Source organism: Amycolatopsis sp. NPDC006131 (assembly GCF_040614175.1).
Lineage (GTDB): Bacteria > Actinomycetota > Actinomycetes > Mycobacteriales > Pseudonocardiaceae > Amycolatopsis_E > Amycolatopsis_E tucumanensis.
The window spans coordinates 15832-36759 of record NZ_JBEXTX010000012.1 but is presented as its reverse complement, the minus strand read 5'-3'; the positions used below and the strand labels follow the sequence as shown (position 1 = coordinate 36759).

Annotated in this window: 22 protein-coding genes; 6 read left to right on the top strand and 16 right to left on the bottom strand. The window is 71.6% G+C overall.

Annotated features, from left to right (window positions below; translation table 11 throughout):
- Positions 1 to 32 precede the first annotated feature (32 nt).
- The gene (locus tag ABZ215_RS09570) at positions 33 to 404 is read left to right on the top strand and encodes a hypothetical protein (protein ID WP_020416188.1); all 372 of its coding nucleotides are present in this window, start codon (positions 33 to 35) and stop codon (positions 402 to 404) included.
- Here the strand turns inward: ABZ215_RS09570 and ABZ215_RS09565 are convergent.
- The gene (locus ABZ215_RS09565; RefSeq protein WP_354949037.1) at positions 390 to 2588 is read right to left on the bottom strand and encodes an excinuclease ABC subunit UvrA; all 2199 of its coding nucleotides are present in this window, start codon (positions 2586 to 2588) and stop codon (positions 390 to 392) included. The two genes, ABZ215_RS09570 and ABZ215_RS09565, sit on opposite strands and share 15 nt — an antisense overlap.
- 62 nt (positions 2589 to 2650) lie before the next feature.
- On the opposite strand from ABZ215_RS09565, the gene ABZ215_RS09560 reads away from it, so the two are divergent.
- From ABZ215_RS09560 to ABZ215_RS09550, 3 genes are read left to right on the top strand one after another with little or no spacing between them, the layout of a single operon-like run.
- Complete coding sequence (locus ABZ215_RS09560; protein WP_354949035.1) at positions 2651 to 3604, top strand: YafY family protein; 954 nt, start codon at positions 2651 to 2653, stop codon at positions 3602 to 3604.
- A gap of 4 nt (positions 3605 to 3608) precedes the next feature.
- On the top strand, positions 3609 to 4415 hold the full coding sequence (locus ABZ215_RS09555; protein ID WP_354949033.1) for a helix-turn-helix domain-containing protein: 807 nt from the start codon (positions 3609 to 3611) through the stop codon (positions 4413 to 4415).
- Positions 4381 to 4797 carry an acyl-CoA thioesterase gene (locus ABZ215_RS09550; protein WP_354949031.1) on the top strand — a complete coding sequence of 139 codons (417 nt, stop codon included), beginning with the start codon at positions 4381 to 4383 and terminating at the stop codon, positions 4795 to 4797. The genes ABZ215_RS09555 and ABZ215_RS09550 overlap by 35 nt, the downstream gene beginning before the upstream one ends.
- Here ABZ215_RS09550 and ABZ215_RS09545 read toward each other — a convergent pair.
- From ABZ215_RS09545 to ABZ215_RS09485, 13 genes are all read right to left on the bottom strand, one after another.
- On the bottom strand, positions 4792 to 5562 hold the full coding sequence (locus tag ABZ215_RS09545; RefSeq protein WP_354949029.1) for an alpha/beta fold hydrolase: 771 nt from the start codon (positions 5560 to 5562) through the stop codon (positions 4792 to 4794). The two genes, ABZ215_RS09550 and ABZ215_RS09545, sit on opposite strands and share 6 nt — an antisense overlap.
- The gene (dnaB, locus tag ABZ215_RS09540; protein ID WP_017985894.1) at positions 5559 to 6962 is read right to left on the bottom strand and encodes a replicative DNA helicase; all 1404 of its coding nucleotides are present in this window, start codon (positions 6960 to 6962) and stop codon (positions 5559 to 5561) included. Before dnaB ends, ABZ215_RS09545 begins: the two co-directional genes overlap by 4 nt.
- Positions 6963 to 7405: 443 nt before the next feature.
- Positions 7406 to 8209, bottom strand: coding sequence for an ESX secretion-associated protein EspG (locus ABZ215_RS09535; RefSeq protein ID WP_354949027.1), 804 nt, complete (start codon positions 8207 to 8209; stop codon positions 7406 to 7408).
- Positions 8206 to 9498, bottom strand: coding sequence for a glycine zipper domain-containing protein (locus ABZ215_RS09530; protein ID WP_354949025.1), 1293 nt, complete (start codon positions 9496 to 9498; stop codon positions 8206 to 8208). The genes ABZ215_RS09535 and ABZ215_RS09530 overlap by 4 nt, the downstream gene beginning before the upstream one ends.
- 30 nt (positions 9499 to 9528) lie before the next feature.
- Entirely contained in the window at positions 9529 to 10104 is a 576-nt protein-coding gene (locus tag ABZ215_RS09525) for a DUF3558 domain-containing protein (protein ID WP_020423410.1), read from the bottom strand.
- A 2-nt stretch (positions 10105 to 10106) separates the two neighbouring features.
- The gene (locus ABZ215_RS09520) at positions 10107 to 10499 is read right to left on the bottom strand and encodes a hypothetical protein (protein WP_020423409.1); all 393 of its coding nucleotides are present in this window, start codon (positions 10497 to 10499) and stop codon (positions 10107 to 10109) included.
- A 147-nt stretch (positions 10500 to 10646) separates the two neighbouring features.
- Positions 10647 to 11105 carry a 50S ribosomal protein L9 gene (gene rplI, locus ABZ215_RS09515; RefSeq protein ID WP_020423408.1) on the bottom strand — a complete coding sequence of 153 codons (459 nt, stop codon included), beginning with the start codon at positions 11103 to 11105 and terminating at the stop codon, positions 10647 to 10649.
- A gap of 14 nt (positions 11106 to 11119) precedes the next feature.
- A complete protein-coding gene (gene rpsR / locus ABZ215_RS09510) occupies positions 11120 to 11368 on the bottom strand; it encodes a 30S ribosomal protein S18 (protein WP_020423407.1) in 249 nt (82 codons plus the stop codon).
- A 35-nt stretch (positions 11369 to 11403) separates the two neighbouring features.
- Complete coding sequence (locus ABZ215_RS09505) at positions 11404 to 11895, bottom strand: single-stranded DNA-binding protein (protein WP_017985887.1); 492 nt, start codon at positions 11893 to 11895, stop codon at positions 11404 to 11406.
- A gap of 12 nt (positions 11896 to 11907) precedes the next feature.
- Positions 11908 to 12231 carry a 30S ribosomal protein S6 gene (gene rpsF, locus ABZ215_RS09500; RefSeq protein ID WP_020423406.1) on the bottom strand — a complete coding sequence of 108 codons (324 nt, stop codon included), beginning with the start codon at positions 12229 to 12231 and terminating at the stop codon, positions 11908 to 11910.
- An 81-nt stretch (positions 12232 to 12312) separates the two neighbouring features.
- Complete coding sequence (locus tag ABZ215_RS09495) at positions 12313 to 13230, bottom strand: hypothetical protein (protein WP_354949023.1); 918 nt, start codon at positions 13228 to 13230, stop codon at positions 12313 to 12315.
- Positions 13231 to 13301: 71 nt separating this feature from the next.
- Entirely contained in the window at positions 13302 to 14156 is an 855-nt protein-coding gene (locus ABZ215_RS09490; protein WP_354949021.1) for a hypothetical protein, read from the bottom strand.
- A gap of 79 nt (positions 14157 to 14235) precedes the next feature.
- Positions 14236 to 15054 carry a hypothetical protein gene (locus tag ABZ215_RS09485; protein WP_354949019.1) on the bottom strand — a complete coding sequence of 273 codons (819 nt, stop codon included), beginning with the start codon at positions 15052 to 15054 and terminating at the stop codon, positions 14236 to 14238.
- Between the two features lie 96 nt (positions 15055 to 15150).
- On the opposite strand from ABZ215_RS09485, the gene ABZ215_RS09480 reads away from it, so the two are divergent.
- A complete protein-coding gene (locus ABZ215_RS09480) occupies positions 15151 to 15924 on the top strand; it encodes a deoxyribonuclease IV (protein ID WP_354949017.1) in 774 nt (257 codons plus the stop codon).
- Between the two features lie 44 nt (positions 15925 to 15968).
- Positions 15969 to 16586 (top strand): hypothetical protein, encoded by a 618-nt coding sequence (locus tag ABZ215_RS09475; protein WP_084506232.1) that lies wholly within the window; start codon positions 15969 to 15971, stop codon positions 16584 to 16586.
- A gap of 2 nt (positions 16587 to 16588) precedes the next feature.
- Here ABZ215_RS09475 and ABZ215_RS09470 read toward each other — a convergent pair whose 3' ends face one another.
- Complete coding sequence (locus ABZ215_RS09470) at positions 16589 to 18136, bottom strand: glycosyltransferase 87 family protein (RefSeq protein ID WP_354949015.1); 1548 nt, start codon at positions 18134 to 18136, stop codon at positions 16589 to 16591.
- A 36-nt stretch (positions 18137 to 18172) separates the two neighbouring features.
- Positions 18173 to 20566: a transglycosylase domain-containing protein gene (locus ABZ215_RS09465; RefSeq protein ID WP_354949013.1), complete on the bottom strand. Its 2394-nt coding sequence runs from the start codon at positions 20564 to 20566 to the stop codon at positions 18173 to 18175.
- Positions 20567 to 20928: the final 362 nt, after the last annotated feature.

Sequence of the window (20928 nt, the reverse complement as noted above, 5' to 3'; positions counted from 1 at the left end):
CCTACCCGGACGGCGCGCGCCTATCCTGAGCCATGGCGGTGAACGTGGCGATCTACCTGGTCGTATGTGCCACGCCGCCGTTGCTGTTCTGGCTCGCGAGCAAGGCGCCCGCGGTGGCCGCCGCCCTCCGTCGCCGCCGGGCACCCGCGCCGACCGGCCTGCCCATCGAACGCCTCGCGGCGGACCTGCGCCGCGTGCACCGCTGCCTCGAAGACCTCGCCCCGGACGCGCCGATGCTGCGCCGCCGCGCGACCCACCAGGCCTACGACGCGCTGCTGGTCCAGGCCTGCACGGCACTCGGCCTGCAGCACTGGCTGGACTCGCTGCCCGAGGGCGTGGAGCGCGACATCGAGCGGCTGCGGGTGGAAGAGGCGCTGCGCCGCGCCGGGTTAGTCGTTCCCTGACAGCCGGGCCAGGTGCCGCCCGGTCTTCGACCCCGGCTGACGGACCAGCTCCGCGGGCGGTCCCTGGAACAGCACCCGCCCGCCGTGCCTGCCCGCTCCGGGACCCAGGTCGACCACCCAGTCCGCCCTGGCGATCACGTCGAGGTTGTGCTCGATGACCACGACGGTCGAGCCGGCCGCCACCAGCCGCTCGAACAGCTCGACCAGGCCGGCGACGTCGGAGGGGTGCAGCCCGGTGGTGGGTTCGTCGAAAACGTAGGTCCGGCCGGGACGGGAAAGTTCGACGGCGAGCTTCAGGCGCTGGCGTTCCCCGCCGGACAGCGTGTTCAGGGGCTGCCCGAGCGACAGGTACCCGAGGCCGACGTCGACGAGCCGGTCCAGCACCGGCTCGCCGGGGAACAAGCTCCGCGCGTCCCGCGCGGACAGGTCGAGCACCTCGCTGATCGTGTGACCGCGGTAGGTGTGGCGCAGGACGTCCTCGACGAACCGGCGTCCCTGGCATTCCTCGCACGTCGTGACCATCGGGTCGAGGAAGGCCAGGTCGGTGTAGATCACGCCGAGGCCGTTGCAGCGCGGGCAGGCCCCCTCCGAGTTGGCGCTGAACAGCGAGGCGCTGACCCCGTTCGCGGCGGCGAACCGCTGCCGGATGCCGTCGAGCATCCCGGTGAAGGTCGCCGGGCTCGACCGGCGCGAGCCGCGGATCGGGCTCTGGTCGACCGACACCGCGTCCGGGACGAACCCGTGCACCAGCGTGCTCTTGCCGGACCCGGCCACGCCGGTGACGACCGTCAGCACACCCAGTGGGATGTCCGCGTCGACCCCGCGCAGGTTGTGCCGCGTGGCGCCGCGGATCTCCAGGAACCCCTCAGCCGGTCGCGGGTTCTCCTTGATCCGCGGGCGGTGCCGCAGGTGGTGGCCGGTCGGCGTGTCCGCCAGCCCGGCGACCCCGCCCTGGTAGACCACCCGGCCACCGTCCTGCCCGGCGCCGGGCCCGAGGTCGATGACGTGGTCGGCCGCGGCGATCACGTCCGGGTCGTGCTCGACCACCAGGACGGTGTTCCCCTTGTCCCGCAGGCTCTTCAGCAGCGCGACCAGCTGGGCCACGTCGTCCGGGTGCAGCCCGACGCTCGGCTCGTCGAACACGTAGAGCATGCCGGTGAGGCTGCTGCCCAGGTGGCGCACCATCTTCACACGCTGCGACTCGCCGCCGGACAGGGTCGAGGTCGGGCGGTCCATCGTGAGGTAGCCGAGGCCGATCGACACGAGCCGCCGCAACTGCGCGACCAGCGCGGCGACCACCGGCTCCGGTTCGGTCAGCGTCCGCGCGAAGGCCAGCAGATCCTCGGCCTCCATCGCGGCGCACTCGGCGATCGACCGTCCGTCCACTTTGGACGCCAGCGCCTCCGGCGACAGCCGCGCGCCGTGGCACTTCGGGCACGTCTCCTGGATGACGACCCGCTCGAAGGCCTCGCGGGTGCGGCCCTTCAGCGAGTCGGCGTCCTTCGGCAGCCAGATGCGTTCGAACCGCGGCAGCAGCCCTTCGTAGTTCGCGGACGGTGCGTCCGGCACGCCGTGCAGGAACGCGTCCCACTCCGCGGGCGTGTACTCGGCGAGCGGTTTGTCCAGGTCGAACAGGCCGGAGTCGGCGAAGGTGCGCCACATCCAACCGCCGGGCTGGAACGTGGGGAACCGGATCGCGCCTTCGTTGAGCGAGCGGCGGCGGTCGATGAGTTCGTCGACGACGATCGTTCGCGCGGTGCCCAGCCCGGTGCAGTGCGGGCACATCCCCTGGGGGTCGTTGAAGGAGAACGCGTTCGAGTACCCGGCGAACGGCCGGCCGGCGCGCGACCAGAGCAACCGCATCAGCGAATAGATGTCGGTGACCGTGCCGACCGTCGAACGCGGCCCGCCACCGAGGCGTTTCTGGTCCACCACGATCGCGGCGGGCAGGTTCTCGATCGCGTCCACGTCGGGCTGGCCGTAGCGGGGCAGCCGGTTGCGCACGAAGGTGGTGAACGTTTCGTTGAGCTGCCGCTGGGACTCGGCCGCGATCGTGTCGAAGACCAGCGACGACTTGCCCGACCCGGACACGCCGGTGACCACGGTGAACGCGTCCTTCGGCAGCGCGACGGTGAGGTCCCGGAGGTTGTGCTCGCGGGCGCCGACGACCCGTAGTTCAGTCATGCCGTCGACGCTAGGAACGATCGCGGCCACATCCTGGCCGCGATTCCTGCGACCATCGATCCGTGCACGGACCGAGCGCGCGGATGCTGGAGCTGCTGTCGTTGCTGCAGACCGGCCGCACCTGGAGTGGCGCTGATCTGACCGAGCGGCTGGGTGTCTCGCCGCGCACCCTGCGCCGGGACGTCGAACGGCTGCGCGAGCTGGGCTTCCCGGTGTCGTCGGTGTCCGGGCCCGGCGGCCGCTACCAGCTCGCCGCTGGCCGCGCGATGCCCCCGCTGCTGCTCACCGACGAGGAGGCCGTGGCCACGGTCGTCGGGCTGCGGTTCGCGGCGCTGGCGCAGGTGGACGGCGCCACGGGCGCTGCCGACGGTGCGCTGCGGAAGCTGGAGCAGGTGCTGCCGTCGCGGTTGCGGTACCGGGTCGCGGCGGTGCTGGCTTCGACCGAGGCGGTCTCCCGGGCGGTGGGCCTGCTCGACCTGCGCGTGCTCCAGCTGCTGGCCACCGCCGCGCACGCCCACCAGGACGTGCGGTTCGGGTACACGACGCGCGCCGGGGAACGGAGCGAACGCCGTGCCGAGCCGTACCGCCAGGTGCTGCTGGGCAAGCGGTGGTACCTGCTGGCCTGGGACATCGACCGCCGCGACTGGCGGACCTTCCGGATCGACCGGATCACCGACGTGACCGTGCCCGGGACGACGTTCACCCCGCGCCCGCTGCCGCCGGACCCGGTGAGCTTCGTGCAGTCCAGCGCGAACTTCCCGCTCAGCAGGCACCGCGGGGTCGTCCGGTTCGACGCGCCGGTCTCCGTCGTGTCCGAGCGGCTGATGGCCGAAGCCGGCACGCTCGAGGCGCTCGACGAGCACAGCTGCCGGTTCGTCACGCCCGTGGACTCGTGGGAGTGGCTGGCGGTGACCTTGCCGATGGTCGGCGTGCCGTACACCATCGAAGGTCCGCCGGAACTCGTCAAGCGGTCCCGCGAACTCGCCGACCGCATCCGCGCCGCGACGGGAGGGTGAGGCCGTGAGCGTTCCGCTGCACCACCGCGCGGGTCCCTCCGTGTACCGCTCTCGCGCACCACACCCGGGCCTGCGGCCGGTGGTCGCCGCCGCTTGGGCGGGGAGGCCGGGCTGGGTCCGGGACATCCGCGTGCTGCCGGACGGGTGCGTCGACCTGGTGTGGGACGGCCGCGAGCTCTCGGCGGTCGTCACGCGGGACGCGGCCCTGCGTGTTCCGCTGCGCTCGTCGTGGTCGGCCGGCCTGCGGTTGCGCTGCGGTGTGGCCGGATCGCTGCTCGGGACCTCGATCGCGGACCTGCCGCCGGGCGCGACGCCGCTGCGGGAGCTGTGGCCGGAGGTGCGCGAGGACCGGTTCGCCGGCTGCGCCACCCCTGCGCAAGCGCTTGCGTTGCTGGAAGACCTGGTCGGCGGGCGTGCGGCGGAGCCGGATCCGGTGGTGTCCGCGGCGGTCTCCCTGCTGTCCGGGGCCCGGGTGCCCGCGCTGGCGACCAGCACCGGGACGAGCGAGCGCGTGCTGCGCCGCCGGTTCACCCACGAGGTCGGCATGTCGCCGAAGCGACTCCAGCGCGTGTTGCGGTTGCAGGCCTTCCTGGCCGGGTTGACACCGGCGACCGCACTGGCCACGGCCGCCGCCGAGCACGGTTACGCCGACCAGTCCCACCTCGGCCGGGAGACCCGACGGCTCACCGGCTCCTCGCCCGCCGAACTGGTACGCGGCCGGCGGCTGGCCGAAACGTTCCAGACGCCGGGGTCCGCCTGGCCGCAGGATCGTCGCCATGAGCTTCCGGCTGACGATCGCGGTGCGCACTGACGACCTCGACCTCAACGGGCACGTCCGCGGCCCGGCCTACCTCGCCTTCGCCGACCACGCCCGGTGGGAGTGCCTGTGGGCGGCCGGGATCGACCCGGACCGGCTGCGGGAGAAGGACCTCGGGCCGGTCAACCTGGAGACCACGATCCGGTTCCGCCGCGAGCTGCGGGCCCGCGCGACGATCACGGTGACCACGGACTTCGCCTGGGGCCCCGGCAAGATCTCGCGGGTGGCGCAGGAGTTCCACGACCCGGACGGCGTGCTGGTGGCCGAGGTGACCAGCGTGTCCGGACTGCTCGACCTGACCCGGCGGCGACTGGTCGAGCAGCCCGGCGACTACTGGCGCGCGCTCGCGGACCGGCCCGAGCTGCTCGGCCTATGAGGTGAGGAACTCGCCGATCGCGTGGCCGAGTTCGGGTTGCGCGACCGCGCTGAGGTGGTTGCCCGGCACGCTCACGTACCGCCCGTGCGGCAGGGCTGCCGCGAGGTCCGGCGCGGTCTTGTTGTGCGGGTCCTCGGTGCCGGCGACGACCAGCGTCGGCGTGTCGAGGCGCGCCAGGTCCGCGCGGGGCGTGTCGACCGCGGTGTCCAGGACGTGCAGCAGCGCGTCGCGGTCGCCGCCGATCTGCTTGAAGAACGCCTCCGCCCGCCACTCCGCGGTGCCGCGCTCGAAGGTGCCCAGGCCGGTGAGGACCTTGCGGAAGTGCGCGTTGCCGCCGCTGGTGTGCTCGATGCCGTGCAGCCCCATCCCGGCGACGACCGCCCGGCGCGGGCGGGCTCCGCGCACCAGCATGCGGATGGTCGTCCGGCCGCCCAGCGAGTAGCCGCCCAGGTCGTAGTCGGTCAGCCCGAGGTGCTCGACCAGGTCGAACGCGTCGTCGGCGAGCACGTCCGGCGGGTAGGCGGCCGGGTCGTGCGGCTTCGCGCTTTCGCCGTGGCCACGCAGGTCCGGGGTGATCACGCGGAACCCGAGCCCGGCGAGGTGCGCGGCGTGGCCGTAGCTGATCCAGTTGACCTGCGACGTGGAGAAGTAGCCGTGGATCAGCACCAACGGGCGCCCCGAACCGGTCTCCCGGTAGGCCAGCTCGGCTCCGTCGCGCGCGGTGAAGCGCCGGAGCGCGGTGCTGGCCGGCTCCGGGCCGGTCAACTCTGGGCCAGGTCGGCGAACCGGCTGTAGTGCAGCTGGTGCGCGACGACGATCGTGCTGGTCGGGCCGGCGCGGTGCTTCGCCAGGATCAGGTCGGCCTCGCCCGCGCGCGGGTCGTCCCGCTCCCACGCGTCCGGCCGGTTGATCAGGATGACCATGTCGGCGTCCTGCTCCAGCGAGCCGGACTCACGCAGGTCGGACAGCATCGGGCGCTTGTCGGTGCGTTGTTCCGGACCGCGGTTCAGCTGGCTGATCGCGATCACCGGCACCTCGAGCTCCTTGGCCAGCAGCTTGAGCTGACGGGAGAACTCCGAGACCTCCTGCTGCCGCGACTCGACGCGCTTGCCCGACGTCATCAGCTGCATGTAGTCCAGGACCACGAGCTTGAGGTCGTTGCGCTGCTTGAGCCGCCGCGCCTTGGCGCGGATCTCCATCATCGTCATGTTCGGCGAGTCGTCGATGAACAGCGGCGCCTCGCTGATCTCGCTCATCCGCCGCGCCAGCCGGGTCCAGTCGTCGTCGGACATGCGGCCGCTGCGCATGTCGGCGAGCCGGATCCGGGCCTCCGCGGAGAGCATGCGCATGACGATCTCGATGCGGCTCATCTCCAGGGAGAAGATGACGCTGGTCATGCCGTGCTTGATGGAGCACGACCGCGCGAAGTCCAGGCCCAGTGTCGACTTGCCGACACCGGGACGCGCGGCGACGATGACCATCTGGCCGGGGTGCAGGCCGTTGGTCACCTCGTCGAGGTCGGCGAAGCCGGTCGGCACACCCTGCGACACCCCGCCGCGGGAGGCGATCGCGTCGATCTCGTCCATGGTCGGCTGGAGCAGTTCCTCCAGCGCCACGTAGTCCTCGCTGGTGCGCCGCTCGGTGACGTCGTAGATCGCGGCCTGCGCGCGGTCCACGACCTCGTCGATGTCGCCGCCGTCGTTCGCCGCGCCGTAGCCGTACTGCACGATCCGCGTGCCCGCCTCGACCAGGCGGCGCAGCACGGCCTTCTCCGCGACGATCTGCGCGTAGTAGCCGGCGTTGGCGGCGGTCGGCACGGTCGCGATCAGGGTGTGCAGGTAGGGCGCGCCGCCGACGCGGGCCAGTTCGCCACGGCGTTCCAGCTCGGCGGACACGGTGATCGGGTCGGCGGGCTCGCCGCGCGCGTAGAGGTCGAGGACGCAGTCGTAGACCGCCTGGTGCTTGGGCAGGTAGAAGTCGTTGGGCGAGAGCACCTCGACGACGTCGGCGATGGCGTCCTTGGACAGCAGCATGCCGCCGAGCACGGACTGCTCGGCCGGGATGTCCTGCGGCGGCTGACGGTCGAACTCGCCGTACCGCGGCCCCGGGTCCTCGGGCCCGGGATCGGACGGATAGGCCGGACCACGGTCGTCAGTCAGCGCCACCGCGCGGATACCTCCCAGACAGCGAACACCAGTTCGATTATGCCGGATCCCCGGCCGGAGTGTGGGACCGGCGCACCCGCGAGAACCGTGTCCCGCAAGCACCCAGTGCTACTACTCCGGCGGGCACCGTAGATCGCTCGGACGGACCAGTGCAAACCTGCTTGGGGACCGCTCTGTGGACAGCCTGTGGAGGAGCGGGGTCAACCAGTCACAGGCACGCCGCACCCTGTGGACAAGCTGGGGGCAACTCCGGGGGCCGTCAGGAAAACCGCAGGTCAAACCCTGTGGGTAACCTGTGGAGAACTCTGGTGAAAAAACTTCGGCGTGTCGCCGGGAAGCCGATCTTCGGCGTGTCGCGGCCGAGTGCAGGCCTCGACCTGTGGATGAGCCTACGCACAGTAGAAGACCCCCCACTCGTCCGAGTGGGGGGTCCGGCGGGCTGATCAGCCCAGAGATCGAATCGCGTTGTGTAGTCGTTCACCGATCGCTTGCGGGGTGCCGGGAGTCAGCACGATCAGCGACTCGCCGGTGCCCGGCCGCTCCTCCATCAGCCAGCGGCCCTCGGCCGTGTCGATGAAGTTCAGCGCGCGGTCGCACCGCTTGCGCGTGCCGGCCCGGGTGCGGGCGGCGGCGTACAGACTGCCGGCCGCGACCCGCGGCGCATCGAGGATGCGCTTGATCTCCTTGCCAGGGTCGGCCACCGTCCGGCCGCCGCCGCGCATGATCGACACGTCCTCCCCGGACGAGCGGCGGCCACCGCCGTAGACCTCGCTCTTCGGCGCCACGATCGGGCTGCTGCCACCCGGCGGCACCCGGGGGATCTGGTCCAGGAACGCCGGGAGCAGCTGGTCCGGACGCTGCGGCCGCATCACCACGACGTCTTCCTTGATGTGCCGGGCGAGGACGAACCCGCCACCGGGGCCGCTGCCCGCGAGCACCGCGAAGTTCTGCGGCGCGTCGTCCGGGAACGAGCCCTCGAACCAGCCGTAGAACTCCACACCGGGTCGCGCGATCGACTCGATCATCGCGGCGAACTCGCGGTCCATGCCCCGCGGCCCCATCAGGCCGTGGTGTGTCAGCACCGCGTTGACCTGCTGGTCGACGATCCGCTGGGCGGTCTCGTCGTACCAGGTCGGGGTGGGCGACAGCGTGTTGTGCGGTTCCGCACCCCGGCGCTGCAGCAGGTTGAGCAGCGTCGGGGTGGTGATCGTCAGCGGCCGGTTCACCGGCATGGTCCCGGGCCTCATTCGCCGATGACGGGCGGAGCCGTCAGCTCGTCGGTACCGAACAGCTCGTTCGGATCGTCACCCACCATGTACTTGTTCTCGTGCTCTTCGTCTTCCTCGCCGTTGCCGTGACCGCCGCGTCCGCCCATGCCCGGCGCCCCGGCCATGCCCGCGCGGCCCGCGCCACGCCCGGATCGCCCGCCCGCACCACCGGCGCCCGCGCCGCCGGGCCCGGCACCCGTGCCCGCGGTCGCGCCCGTGCCGATGCCGGCTCCCGGCCCGAATCCGGCGCCGAACCCGGAGGCGCCGACGCCACCGCCACCCGCACCAGCGCCAGCGCCACCGCCGAGGCCGGCTCCGGCGCCGCCACCGGGACCGAACCCGCTGGTGGAGGACGGCGTGTAGCCCGCCGCCGTGGTCCCATCGAAGGCCGGGTTGTACCCACCCGAACCGGTGCCCGGCGTGAAACCGGCGGGGGTCGGGGTCTTCGGCACGGTGGCCGACGGGTTGGTCGAGTTGAACTGCGGAAGGTCACCGGTGCTGGCCGGCTTGAAGTCGCCGGGCATGCCCGACGCGCTGGGCATGTTGCCGGCGCCGCCGACCCCGCCGGGCACCCCGCCCGGGACGCCGCCGCCGGAGAAGACGTTGCCCTGCCACGCCGTGTACTGCGGCATCCCGCCCGCGTTGTTCATGCTGGCCTGGTAGTAGGCGTTGAACGCGTCGACGTTCGCCTTGCCGCGCTGGTTGTACTGCTCGATCTGCTCGTCGACGTCCGACATCGGGTTGATGCCGTCCAGGAAGTTGCCGTCCGGCGGCTGCGCCGGCACCTCCTGGACCTTGGACTTCACGGTGTCGAAGGCCGCGGCTTGGTCGTTGAGGTAGGTGTGGCTCTTGCCGAGGTTCGTGGCCGAGTCCTGCAGCCAGATGCCCAGCGGGTGCGCGCCGGCCTGCGCCTGACCGGAGGCCATGCCCTTCCAGGCGTTGTCCATCAGGTCGTTGATCTGCTGGATGAGCCGCCCGCGCTCCTCGTGCACGCTCTTCAGGCTGTTCGCCGCGTTGGCGCCCGTGACCAGCGAGGTCGCGTTGCCAGGGCTGATCTGCTCCCAGATCTGCCGCGCGTCGATGGTGCGGCCCGCGATGTTGGCCTCGTGGTGCTCCGCCTCGGGCGTGCTCATCAGGCCGACGAGACCGCCGACGACCGCGCCGACCCCGGCGCCGACCGCCGTGCCGACACCCGGGACGACCGATCCGACCGCCGCGCCGACGGCCGCGCCCGTGGCGACGCGCCCGACCGTGTAGTCGTCAACCACGGCTCCACCCCTCCTGCTGCCGAATCTGCATCACGCGTCCCCCTTCAGGTGTTGAACCATCGCGACGGCGACCTCTTCGACGATGGGACAAGGATTCGTGGCGTTGGGCCCGACGAGGATGCTCGACGTGACCCCGACCGCCAGCTGGTCGGTGACCCCGACCCACAGCGCGCACGAGCCGTTCGGCCGGAGGTCGGCGTTGTCCGCGTACACGGCCGGGTAGCCGGCGATGGTCGTCGGCTCGAAGTACTTCGACGCTCCCCTGGTGGCGTACACCCCGGTCAGGCCGTTCTCCTGCACCGCGAGCGGCGAAATGAAGATCTTGTTGGCGTCGTGCGCGGCCGACTGCCACTGGCACCGCGAACCGGTCTGGCCCGGGATGACCTCGCCCGGGGTGGCGAGCCCGATGGCGCTCGCCTGACCGTCCGACAGGCCCGCGCACGGGTTGCCGGTCAGCGCGTCGGCGGCCAGCGGGGCCGGCACCCGCAGCGACGGGTCGATCGACGGGGCCGTGCTCGGTGCGGCGGCGGTGCCACCGCTCGACGAGCAGGCGGTGAGGAGTGCGGCGGCAGCCACGGTGGCGGCCGCCAGGCACGTGCGGATCATGCTCAGACTTCCCGGTACCGGCCCACCGACTGGTGCGTCTCGGCCTCTTGCTCTTCGACGATGCCCGCGGCCTTCTCCAGCGCCGCGATGTAGTTCTGGACGTAGTCGACCATCCGCTGGTGCTGGAGCAGGAGGGTCTCGCCGGAGGCCTTGGCCGCCTTGTTGATGAAGTCGCCACTGGCGAACTCCTTGCCGGGGGGCGCGACGCGCGCGACCGCCTGCGCGTTCGCCAGGTCCGTCTGAAGGTCGTCGCGCAGCTCTTTCCACTTGCTGATCACGCCGCGCACCTCGTCCGGGGAGAACTGGTACCCGCCAGGACTGCCGTTGCCGCCCACCTGGATCGGTGCCGGCGGCGGCACCTCCGTGAGCCGGTCGGTCGGCTTCTCACCGGTCATCGCCAGGAACCCCCTACGTTCTCGCCGGTCCGCGTTGATCGCCCGGATTGGATGCTAGCGCAGGCCACCCGGTTCCGGGCCCGAACAGGAAAAACCGGGCAGGTCCCGCGAGCTGCGGAAACCTGCCCGGTTCTCCGGTTCGACGACCTACTGGCCTGCCTTCACCTCGAGGCGGACCGAGGCCTGCACGTCGGGGTGCAGACGCGCGTTCACCGAGTGCTTGCCGACGGTCTTGATGTGCCCGTCGGTCTCCAGGACGCGCTTGTCGAGCAGCGGGCCGCCCGCCGCCTTGATCGCGTTCGCGATGTCGGCGGTGGTGACCGAGCCGAACAGCTTCTTCGAGCCGGCGGCGGCCTTCGCGGTCAGCTCGACGGTGCCGAGACCCTCCAGCGCGGCCTTGACCTCACGAGCGTGGTCGAGGTCGCGGATGCGGCGGGACTCCTGCGCGCGACGGATGGTCTGCACGTTCTTCTCGGCGCCCTTGGTGGCCTGGATGGCGTAGCCGCGGGGCAGCAGGAAGTTGCGCGCGTAGCCGTCCTTGACCTCGACGATGTCGCCGGGGCCGCCGAGGTTCGCCACGTCAGTGGTGAGGATGATCTTCGCCATGATGTGGTCCCTCCTCAGCGCGCGGTCGAGGTGTAGGGCAGCAGCGCCATCTCGCGGGAGTTCTTGACCGCGGTGGCGATGTCGCGCTGGTGCTGGCTGCAGTTGCCGGTCACCCGGCGGGCACGGATCTTGCCGCGGTCGGAGATGTACTTCCGCAGCAGGTTGGTGTCCTTGTAGTCGATGAGTTCCGGGTGGCCCTTCTGCTCGGCCTTGCAGAACACGCAGACCTTCTTCTTGGGCTTGCGGATGGGTGGCTTGGCCACGGTGATGCTCCTGGGAATTCAGTACGAGTGGTTGGTCAGAAGGGGGGCTCGTCGGCGAAACCGCCGCTGTCGCCCGCGGGCGGGGCGGAACCCCACGGGTCATCGGCGGGGGCACCACCGCCGGTGTTCCCGCCGTAGCCGCCGCCACCGCCGCCGCTGCCGCGGCTGACCTTGTTCACCTTGGCGGTGGCGTAGCGCAGCGACGGACCGATCTCGTCGACCTCGAGCTCGACGACGGTCCGCTTCTCGCCTTCCTTGGTTTCGAACGACCGCTGCTTGAGGCGGCCCTGCACGACGACGCGGGCACCGCGCGTCAGGCTCTCCGCGACGTTCTCCGCCGCCTGCCGCCAGATGTTGCAGCGCAGGAACAGCGCCTCGCCGTCCTTCCACTCGCCGGACTGGCGGTCGAAGGTGCGCGGGGTGGACGCGACGGTGAAGTTCGCGACCGCGGCGCCGGACGGGGTGAACCGCAGCTCGGGGTCGGACGTCAGGTTGCCGACCACGGTGATGACGGTGTCTCCAGCCATGGGCTATCCGCCTCAGGCCTTCGCCGCGGCCTTGGCGGCCTTGCGCGGAACCGGCTTGCGGACGACCTTGGTGCGGAGCACGGTCTCCTGCAGCGACAGCTGCCGGTCGAGCTCCTTCACCGCGTCGGGCTCGCTGTTGAGGTCCAGCACGGCGTAGATGCCCTCGGCGTGCTTCTTGATCTCGTACGAGAGCCGGCGACGGCCCCACACGTCGACCTTCTCCACGCTTCCGCCGGACGTGCGGATCACGTTGAGGAACGTGTCCAGAGTCGGGGCGACCTTACGCTCGTCGAGCGTGGGGTCGAGGATGACCATCACCTCGTAATGGCGCGACACAACCACTCACCTCCTGTGGGCTTCACGGCCACGGGCTTTCCGTGGCAGGAGGGTTTGCCGGTTGTCGAGTGTACGTGGCGGCTACGACAGTTTGCGCAGCACCCAGGTCCGCACCAGCGCGGCGCTCACCCCGGCCAGCGCCACGACCGCCAGGAGCATCGGCAGCTGGACGTTGCCGGAGGCCGGCTCGCCGCCGATCGCGCTGGCGTTGCCCGCGTTGCGCACGTCCGCCTGGTCGCCGGCGGAGGTGGACTGGCCGCCCAGCACGCCGACCTGCGGCAGCGCCTGGTCGGGCAGCGTGGCCGAGGACGGGTAGAGCGCGCTCGGCGGCACCGCGACGCCGGCCACCCCGGGCACGGCGGCCGGGATGTTGCCGTAGTTGCGCGGCGGGGCGGTGGCCGATCCGGTGCCCGAGATGCCCGGGACGGTCGTGGCCGCCGGGGTGCCGGGCGCGGGTGCGGTCGTGCCGGGCTGCGAGGAGGGGAGGCCGGGCTGGGAGTAGTTGTTCGCGTAGGTGGTCAGCCCGCAGTTGCCCGTGACCTTGTTCGTGATCGCGTCGAGGGTCTTCTTCTGCTGGTCGGCGCCGATGCCGAGGCCGACGGCGTACGGGTCGCCCGCGTTCTTCAGCGTGGTCGCGACGGCGGTGGCGATCGCGTCGCCCGCGATGGTGCCGCTGGCCGCGTTCGCCGGGATCTGGCCGACGGTGATCGCGCCCGCCTTGCTGACCGTGTCCGCGACCTTCTGCGGGTCCACGCCGTTGAGGTGCAGGAACCACTCCTGCTCCTGCGCGCCTGCCTTGACCACGCCCGCGAGGTCCTTGCCCTGCACGGCGACGCTGTCGCTGAGGGCGCCGATCACGGTGCCGGTGCACGCCTGCGACAGCACGGTGCTCGCCGACGCGGTGCCCGCGGACAGGAGCGAACCGCCGGCGATGGCCGCGGCGACGGCGGTGACGGTGAGCGCTCTACGGGTGGTCTTCATCAGGCCGGTGTTGCGCACGAGCGCGGACCTCCAGTGATCGCAGGCGTGTGTCCCCGGAAGGGATTAACGACGAGCGGACCCAAAGGATACTAAGCGGTAGCTCCGCGTAAGACCCACGAGCGTACGAGAGCGGCACTGACACCCGATAGAGCGACAACGGCGATGAGCATTGGTAGCGCGACGTTGCCACCGCGGTCCGAACCGCCCGGCAACGCCTCGGCCTGGCCCGCGTTCTGCACCGCCTGGCCGGACTGCGCGGGCTGGCCGAGCGCGCCGTACTGCGGCGCGTAACCCGGGATCTGGCTGCCGTAGCGCAGGCCCGGCGAGGGCGCCCACAACGCGGACACCGCGAACGGCAGGCCCGCGTAGTTGCGCATCGGCGCGTACGCGCTGCCCGAGCCGAACGGCAGGAGGCTGAAGGCCGACGGATCGCCGGCCAGCACCGGGCTGGTCGAACCGGGGATCGCGGCCGGCGCGGCGCCCTCGGTGCGGCCGGGCGTGCCTCCCGGCGGGGTCTGCTGGTTGCCGCCGCCCGGTGGGGTCTGCGGCTGCGGCTGGCTCGCACCACCCCCGGTGAGGGCCTTGCCCGTCTGGTCGACCGTGCTGGTCAGGCCGTTGGTGGTGCCCGCGACCGCGCCGTTGACCGCGCTCGCCGCCGGCGCGCCGACGACCGGCAGCGGTTCGACGACCGTGTCCACGACCTTGACGGTGATCTGGCACAGCCCGCCGAGCAGGCCGCCGACGATCGAGGTCAGCCCGTCGGTGACGGTCTTCAGGCCGAGCGGGGTCTTGATGACGTCGCCGGGCTTGGCCGTCACGGTGTCGCCGCACTGTGCGCTGATCGTCTCCGCGCTCGCGGTCGCGGGCAGGGCGAGCGACACCGATCCGGCCAGTGCGAAAGCGGCGGCGCCCACCGCGGCGGTCCTGCGTGTCCGACCCTGCATCTTCGTCCTCCAGCGCGTCGCTACTGGTTCCAACGAAGCTAGGGCAGGTGCGTGACGCCCGCACGCCGGAACGTGACCGTCAGGCGCGGCGCATCCAGGCGCGGGTCAGCGCGGCGGCCACGACCGCGAGCGCGAACACCGCGATGATCAGCGGCAACCGGGCCGGCGTCGTCGCCGGCGGCATCGCCTCGGCGGTTCCGGAGTTCTGCGTGACCACCGGCGGCTCCGTCCCAGCCGGTGGGACGAGCCCGGGCGCGGCGGGCGGGACGACGCCGGGCCGGATCAGCGCCGACAGCGGCGGCGTCAGCGGGACGATCCCGGACCCGGCCACCAGACCGCCGGTGACGAACGACGCGGGCACGATCCCGCTGTCCGGGGTCGGGCCGCTGGGCGCCGGGGTCACGTCCTGGCCGGGCTGAGGCGCGCCGGGCGCGGGCTCGCCGGGTTCACCGGGCGCGGGTCGGCCGGGGACGGGGTCGGACGGCGGGTCGAGCGGCTCGCCCGAGACGACGCTCTGCGTGGCCGCGGACAGGGTGTTCACCGTGCCCTGCACGCCGGGGCACAGCTGCTCGGCGGCCAGGTCGCCGACGACGGGCGCGTCCCCGACACCCAGCGCCTTCGCCAGGTCCGCGACCGGCAGCGCCAGCAGCGGGTCGCGTTGGTCCGGGCCGGTCGGGGCGGACTCGCTGCCGGTGCCGACGGTGAGCACACCGGGCTGGTCGAGCGGGGCGCCGACGTCGAGGGTGAGTGCATCGCCCGGCTCGTCCCGCAGGGTCGCCGCGCAGCTGCCGGCCAGCGCGGGATCGGCCTCCTCGGCGAACGCGCCCGGCGCGGCGAGCGTCGCCGACAACGCCAGCACGAACCCGGCCACTCCGGCACGGCGCGCGGTCTTCCCCATGAGTCCCCCTCAGGTGTCACGGACCGCGCTCACGGTACTTCATAGCGTCCGCGAGGTTGGCGAGAACCGAGCCGATTCCGCCGGTAGCGTGGCCACATGCAGATCGGTGCGCACGTCCGTGACGACGACCCGCTGACCGCCGCGAAGGAGCGCTCGGCCGACGTGGTGCAGTTCTTCCTGGCCGACCCGCAGGGCTGGAAGAAGCCCGTCGCGCAGCCGCCGCGGGCGGACATCGAGGCGGCCGGGGTGGAGGTGTTCATCCACTCCCCCTACATCGTCAACGTGGCCTCCCTGAACAACCGGATCCGCATCCCGTCGCGCAAGCTGGCCGCCCAGCACGCGGCCGCCGCGGCGGAGATCGGCGCGAAGGGCCTGATCGTGCACGGCGGTCACGTCGGCCGCGGCGAGGACGTGGCCGAGGGCCTGGCGAACTGGCGCAAGCTGTTCGAACGGCAGGCGGCCGACGGCGGTTTCGCGGTGCCGATCCTGATCGAGAACACGGCGGGCGGCGACGGCGCGATGGCGCGGGAGATGGACGTGCTGGCGCGGCTGTGGGACGAGGTGGCCGAGTTCGGCGCCGGGTTCTGCCTGGACACCTGCCACGCGTTCGCCGCGGGCTGGGAGCTGGACGACGTGGTCGACAAGGTGCGGGCGATCACCGGCCGCATCGACCTGGTGCACCTGAACAACTCGCGCGACGAGTTCGCCTCCGGCCGGGACCGCCACGCGAACGTGGTGCACGGCGGCGGCACGATCGACCCGGAGGCGCTGGTGGCCGTCGCGGCGGCCGCGGGAGCGCCGGTAGTGGTCGAAACCCCGGCCGACGGCCAGGCCGAGGACATCGCCTACCTGCGGGAGAAGCTCGGCTGACCCCTGCCATGATCGCGACCGCTGTCGTGATCGAGGGGGAAGAAGTGAAGAAGTTTCCGATCGTGCTGGCCGTCGGTGTGTGCCTGGTCGCTTCCGCGTGTTCGTCCAAGGGGCGGACGCCGCTGGACGACGCACCCAGCCCCGCGGCCGCCTTGCAGCAGCTGGACACGCTGGTCGTGGCGCCCGAGGACGTCGAGCTGCGGTACTACAGCTCCGACTGGGCGCAGTTCAAGGCCGCGCCGGACATGAAGCAGGGTTGCAGCGTCCGGGACCGGGTCCTGCGGCGGCAGGGCAGCGGGACGAAGGTCAAGGGGAGCTGCCGGATCACCGGCAAGTGGACCTCGCCCTACGACGGGCAGACCGTCAAGGTCGAATCGGGCATGGAGGTCGACCACGTGGTGGGCACCGCCGAGGCCAACCGGTCCGGCGTGCGCACCTGGTCGAAGGCCGACAAGGAGCGGTTCGGCAACGACGAGCGGTTCCTCGTCGCGGTGAGCAAGGGCAGCTACCAGCAGCGGAACGGCCAGGACCCGGCGCACTGGCTGCCCCGGGGCCACCGCTGCGAGTACGCCGCGCTGTACGTGCAGGCCAAGGCCGCTTACCGGCTCACCGTTGACCAGGCCGAGAAGTCCGCGCTGGCCGGCGTGCTGCGGGGCTGCTGATCTCAGACCGCGTGCCGGGCCCGGCGTCGCTGGAGCACCACCACGTCGCGGGCCCGGTCCAGCACCCCGCCTGCAGGGTCGTCGTCGCCCGCGGCGCGCACCAGGTCCTCGGCCGGGCGGTAGATCTCCCGCAGCACCAGCACGCACAGCCCGATCACGGCCAGGTCCCGCAGCGCGACGAACCCGAGGAACCAGTCCGGCGGCAGTCCCTTGTGGTCGGTGCCGAGGTAGTAGAACATCCGCGGCACCCACACCAGCGCGTCCAGCAGCATCCACCCGAGCAGCAGCCGCCACCGCGGGATCGCCAGCACCGCGAACGGCACCAGCCACAGCGAGTACTGCGGGCTCCACACCTTGTTGGTCAGCAGGAACGCGGCCACCACCAGGAAGCACAGCTGCGCCAGCCGGGGCCGCACCGGCGCGGACAGCCCGACGTAGGCGATCCCGGCGCAGCAGGCCAGGAACAGCGTGCCGCTGACGAGGTTCAGCCAGGTCGGCGTCTGCCCAGCCGCGAGCGGGCCGTCGAAGCCGGCCCAGCCGGTGAAGTAGGAGATCACGTTGTAGATCGAGTCCGGGTCCATCCCGCGTTGCGCGTTGAGCCGGAAGAACTCCTGCCAGCCCGCGTTGAGCGTGAGCGCGATCGGCAGGTTCACGGCCAGCCAGGTGCCGACCGCGGTGCCCGCGGTGACCGCCCACGGGCGGAGCTTCCCAGCGCGGATGCACAGGATGAGCAGCGGTCCGAGCAGGAACAACGGGTACAGCTTCACGGCCGCGCCGAGCCCGATCAGCACCCCGGCGACCGCCGGTTTGCGCCGCGCCCACGCCAGCAGCCCGGTCGCGGCGAACGCGGTGGCCAGCGTGTCGAAGTTGGTGAACGCGTGCACCAGCACCAGCGGTGAGATCGCCGCCAGGCACGCGTCCCACGGTCTGCGGTTCGCGGTGCGGCCCACCGCCCACACCGTGACCAGCCAAGCCAGCGCGAGCCAGAACGCGGTGATGTTGAAGTAGATCGCCACCGGCAGCGCGCCGGGCAGCCACCCGGTGTCGGAGATCGCCTTCCACGCCTGCGTGATCTTCGCGTTCGCCCACTGGAACAGCCCGGTCAGCACCGGGTACTCCATGTACCGCACGTGCGCGTTGGGCGTGCCGGCGTCGTCGATCCAGCTCGTCCGGTACGGGAACGTGCCGGGCTGGTCCAGCCGCTCGGCGCTGAACAGCGGCACGACGTCGCTGTAGCACATCGCGACGTACGGCCGGCCGGACCGCCAGTCCAGCTGGGTCTGCCCGTTGTCGTCGACGTACTGCTGGATGCAGCTGGCCTTGCCGAACCAGCACAGCATCAGCGCCAGCGTGGCCAGCGCCAGCCCGACCCGCTGCGGCGTCCAGAACCAGTGCCGCCCGACGGCCGCGTGCTCGCCCAGCGGTCCGCCGATCGGTCTGCTCGCGGCCGCGACCAGCGGATCGGTCCGGGACGGCGCGACCCGCTGACCGGCGTCGAGTGACGCCGGCGCGGGTTCGGCCGAGGTGGTCTCGTCGGTCGGGCTGGACACCCGCGCGATGTTACGGCCTCCGGCGTGAGCCGGGGATCAGCCGTTGTCGCGGGTGTTCGTCGGCCCGAAGTCGTCGCCGCCGGGGAACGTGAAGGTCGGCGTGTTCCGTGTCCGGCTCGTCGACGACTCCGTGGACTCCGGGGTCGTCGGCGTCGACGGCGGGGGCGACGACGGCGTGCTGGAGTTCGTCGTGCTCGGCCTGCTGGTCGACGGCTTCGTCGAGGACGACGCGTCGTCGCCGGCGGTCGCGCTCTTGCCGATCGGCGAGACCGTCGGGAACTTCTCGCTGGGCTTGCCCTTGAGGTAGTCGTTCAGGAACTGCTGCCACATCTTGGCCGGCAGCCCGGTCGACGAAACCGCGTTGCCGTTCTTGTCCCGCAGCGGCGTGTTCTTGTCACTGCCGACCCAGGACGCGACCGAGACCGACGGCGTGTAGCCGACCATCCACACCTGCGAGTTGTCCTTTTCCGACCCGGAGCCGTTGCCGGCGCTGGCGTCGTACTGCTGGGTACCGGTCTTGCCGGCGCACTCGTGGCCGCTCGGGCAGCTCAGCTTCGAGAACTCGATGACCGGCTTGAGCGCGTTGGTCACGTTGCCCGCGATCTGCTTGCTCTTGTTGGCGTCACCCTCGGCGAACGCCGGCTTCGGATTGCTCGACGGCTGGTACACGATGTCGCCGCCCGGCGTGGTCACCTTCTGCACGAAGTGCCGGTCCAGGTAGGTGCCGTTGTCGGCGATCGTCGCGTAGCCGGACGCCATGTCCAGCGGCGACGCGGCGGTCGAACCACCGCCGAGCGCGATGTTGTTGTCGACGGCCTTCAGCGAGGTGACCCCGGCCTCCTTCGCCGCTTCGGCGACGGCCTGCGGACCGGTCACGTTGGCGACCATGTCGAAGAACACGGTGTTGGTCGAGCGCATCGTCGCCTCGGCGACCGTGCACTCCTTCGAGCAACTGTTGGACGCACCCGCGTTGTTGATGTAGCGCGGGTTGCCGTTGGGCAGCACGCCGAACTGGCGGTGGGTGGTGCCGTCGAACGTCTCGCCGAGGCCCTTCCCCATCTTCAGGAACGCGACCAGGTCGAACGTCTTGAACGACGACCCCGGGTTGCGTGCCGTGTTGGCCCAGTCGATGTAGTCGGTCTTGTCGTTCGGGCCGCCGTAGTAGGCGATGACGCCGCGGGTCTTCGGGTCGACCGCGACCAGCGCCTTCTTCAGCTCCGCGGGCTGCCCCTGCATCACGTCGTTGACGGCCTTCTCGGCCAGCCGCTGCGCGTTGGGGTCGATCGTCGTGTAGACGTTGTAGCCGTTGGCCTGGATCTTCTCCTTGGAGTAGCCCGCGGCCTCCAGTTCGGCCTCCACCTGCGCCTGGATGAAGGCGTTGTTGCCGGTGATCGCCTGCGGCTTGGTCTGGTCCTTCGGCAGCGGCGTCGGGTACTGGGCGGACTGGCGGTCGGCCTGCGTGATCCAGTTGTACTTGAGCATCTGGTCCATCACGTAGTTCCAGCGCCACGTGGTGTACTCGGCGTTCTCCGACTTGCCGGGGCCCTGGATCATGCCGGCCAGCAGCGCCGCCTCGGACTGGGTCAGCTCGGCCGAGCTCTTGTTGAAGTACGCGTGCGCCGCCGCCTCGATGCCGTACGCGCCACGTCCGAAGTAGACGATGTTCAAGTAGGCCGTGATGATGTCCTCTTTGGACTGCGTCTGGTTCATCTTGAACGACTTGACCAGCTCGGTCGCCTTGCGGGTGAGCGTGGGCGCCTCGTTCTCCGTGGCCTTCTTGATGTACTGCTGCGAAATGGTGGAACCACCGCCGGAGCCGCCGGTCAGGTTGTTGTAGACCGCGCCGAGGATGCCCATCACGTCGAAGCCGTTGTTGGTCTCGAACGTCGCGTCCTCGGCCGCGTACACGGCGTGCTTGACGGTGTCCGGGATCTGGCCTGGCTTGAGGATCTGGCGGTTGCCGCTGTCCGGGATCTCCTTGCCCATGACGGAGCCGTCGCTGTAGTAGTAGGTCACCACCTGGTCCTGCTGGGCCAGGACCTCCTCCGGCGTCGGCACGTCGACCAGGAAGTAGGCGATCGTGAACGCGATCGCGGGCAGCACCACGAACACGCCGAAGAAGGCGTACAGGGTGCGCCGGATGATCTTCCAGCGCCGCTTCTTGCGCTGCTTCGGCGTCAGGGCCGCCTTGCCCTTCTTCCCCTTCCCGGTCTCCTCTGGCGCGTCGTCCTCGGGACCGGAGTCGTTCAGGGGCTCGTCGACGTAGTCGTCGTAGTCGTCGTGGTACCCGCCGGCGTGCAGCTCGGCGTGGGTGAGCAGGCCGGGCTCGGAGTCGCCCATGCCGGGACGGCGGCCGGCCGCGCCCGCGGCGGCACCGGCGCCGGCGGCCGCGGCGGCCGGGCCCGCGGGCGGGCGGTAGCGGCCACGCATCGGCCGGTCGGCCGGGTTCTGGGGTCCACCGTTCTGGGGCCCACCGTTCTGGGGTCCGCCGTTCTGGGGTCCGCCGTTCGGGGGCGGCGGACCGGGACGGCGCGGCGGCGGTGGCGGAGGCATCCGGTTGCCCGCGGGCGGGACGCGGCGGGCGCCACGCTGGGCGTCCGGGTCCTGGCCGCTCGGCCAGCCGGGGCCACCGCCCTCGCCGGGCCACTGCGGGCCCTGCGGGCCACGGGCCTGCGGGCGCTGGGGAGGCACGGGCCGCCGCGGTGGTTCGTCACCGCTCGGCCAGGCCGGGCCGCCGCCCTCGCGCGGCCACTGGGCACGACGGGGTTCATCAGGCTCCTGACCAGGCCAGG

Bases quoted from the DNA above. Each gene is read 5' to 3' on its own strand.
- ABZ215_RS09535 (WP_354949027.1), bottom strand. From the start codon at position 8,209: ATGAGGCCCGGGACCATGCCGGTGAACCGGCCGCTGACGATCACCACC.
- ABZ215_RS09565 (WP_354949037.1), bottom strand. From the start codon at position 2,588: ATGACTGAACTACGGGTCGTCGGCGCCCGCGAGCACAACCTCCGGGAC.
- ABZ215_RS09465 (WP_354949013.1), bottom strand. From the start codon at position 20,566: ATGCGTGGCCGCTACCGCCCGCCCGCGGGCCCGGCCGCCGCGGCCGCC.
- ABZ215_RS09480 (WP_354949017.1), top strand. From the start codon at position 15,151: ATGCAGATCGGTGCGCACGTCCGTGACGACGACCCGCTGACCGCCGCG.
- ABZ215_RS09505 (WP_017985887.1), bottom strand. From the start codon at position 11,895: ATGGCTGGAGACACCGTCATCACCGTGGTCGGCAACCTGACGTCCGAC.
- ABZ215_RS09525 (WP_020423410.1), bottom strand. From the start codon at position 10,104: ATGATCCGCACGTGCCTGGCGGCCGCCACCGTGGCTGCCGCCGCACTC.
- ABZ215_RS09485 (WP_354949019.1), bottom strand. From the start codon at position 15,054: ATGGGGAAGACCGCGCGCCGTGCCGGAGTGGCCGGGTTCGTGCTGGCG.
- ABZ215_RS09550 (WP_354949031.1), top strand. From the start codon at position 4,381: ATGAGCTTCCGGCTGACGATCGCGGTGCGCACTGACGACCTCGACCTC.
- ABZ215_RS09490 (WP_354949021.1), bottom strand. From the start codon at position 14,156: ATGCAGGGTCGGACACGCAGGACCGCCGCGGTGGGCGCCGCCGCTTTC.
- ABZ215_RS09520 (WP_020423409.1), bottom strand. From the start codon at position 10,499: ATGACCGGTGAGAAGCCGACCGACCGGCTCACGGAGGTGCCGCCGCCG.
- ABZ215_RS09570 (WP_020416188.1), top strand. From the start codon at position 33: ATGGCGGTGAACGTGGCGATCTACCTGGTCGTATGTGCCACGCCGCCG.
- rplI (WP_020423408.1), bottom strand. From the start codon at position 11,105: ATGGCGAAGATCATCCTCACCACTGACGTGGCGAACCTCGGCGGCCCC.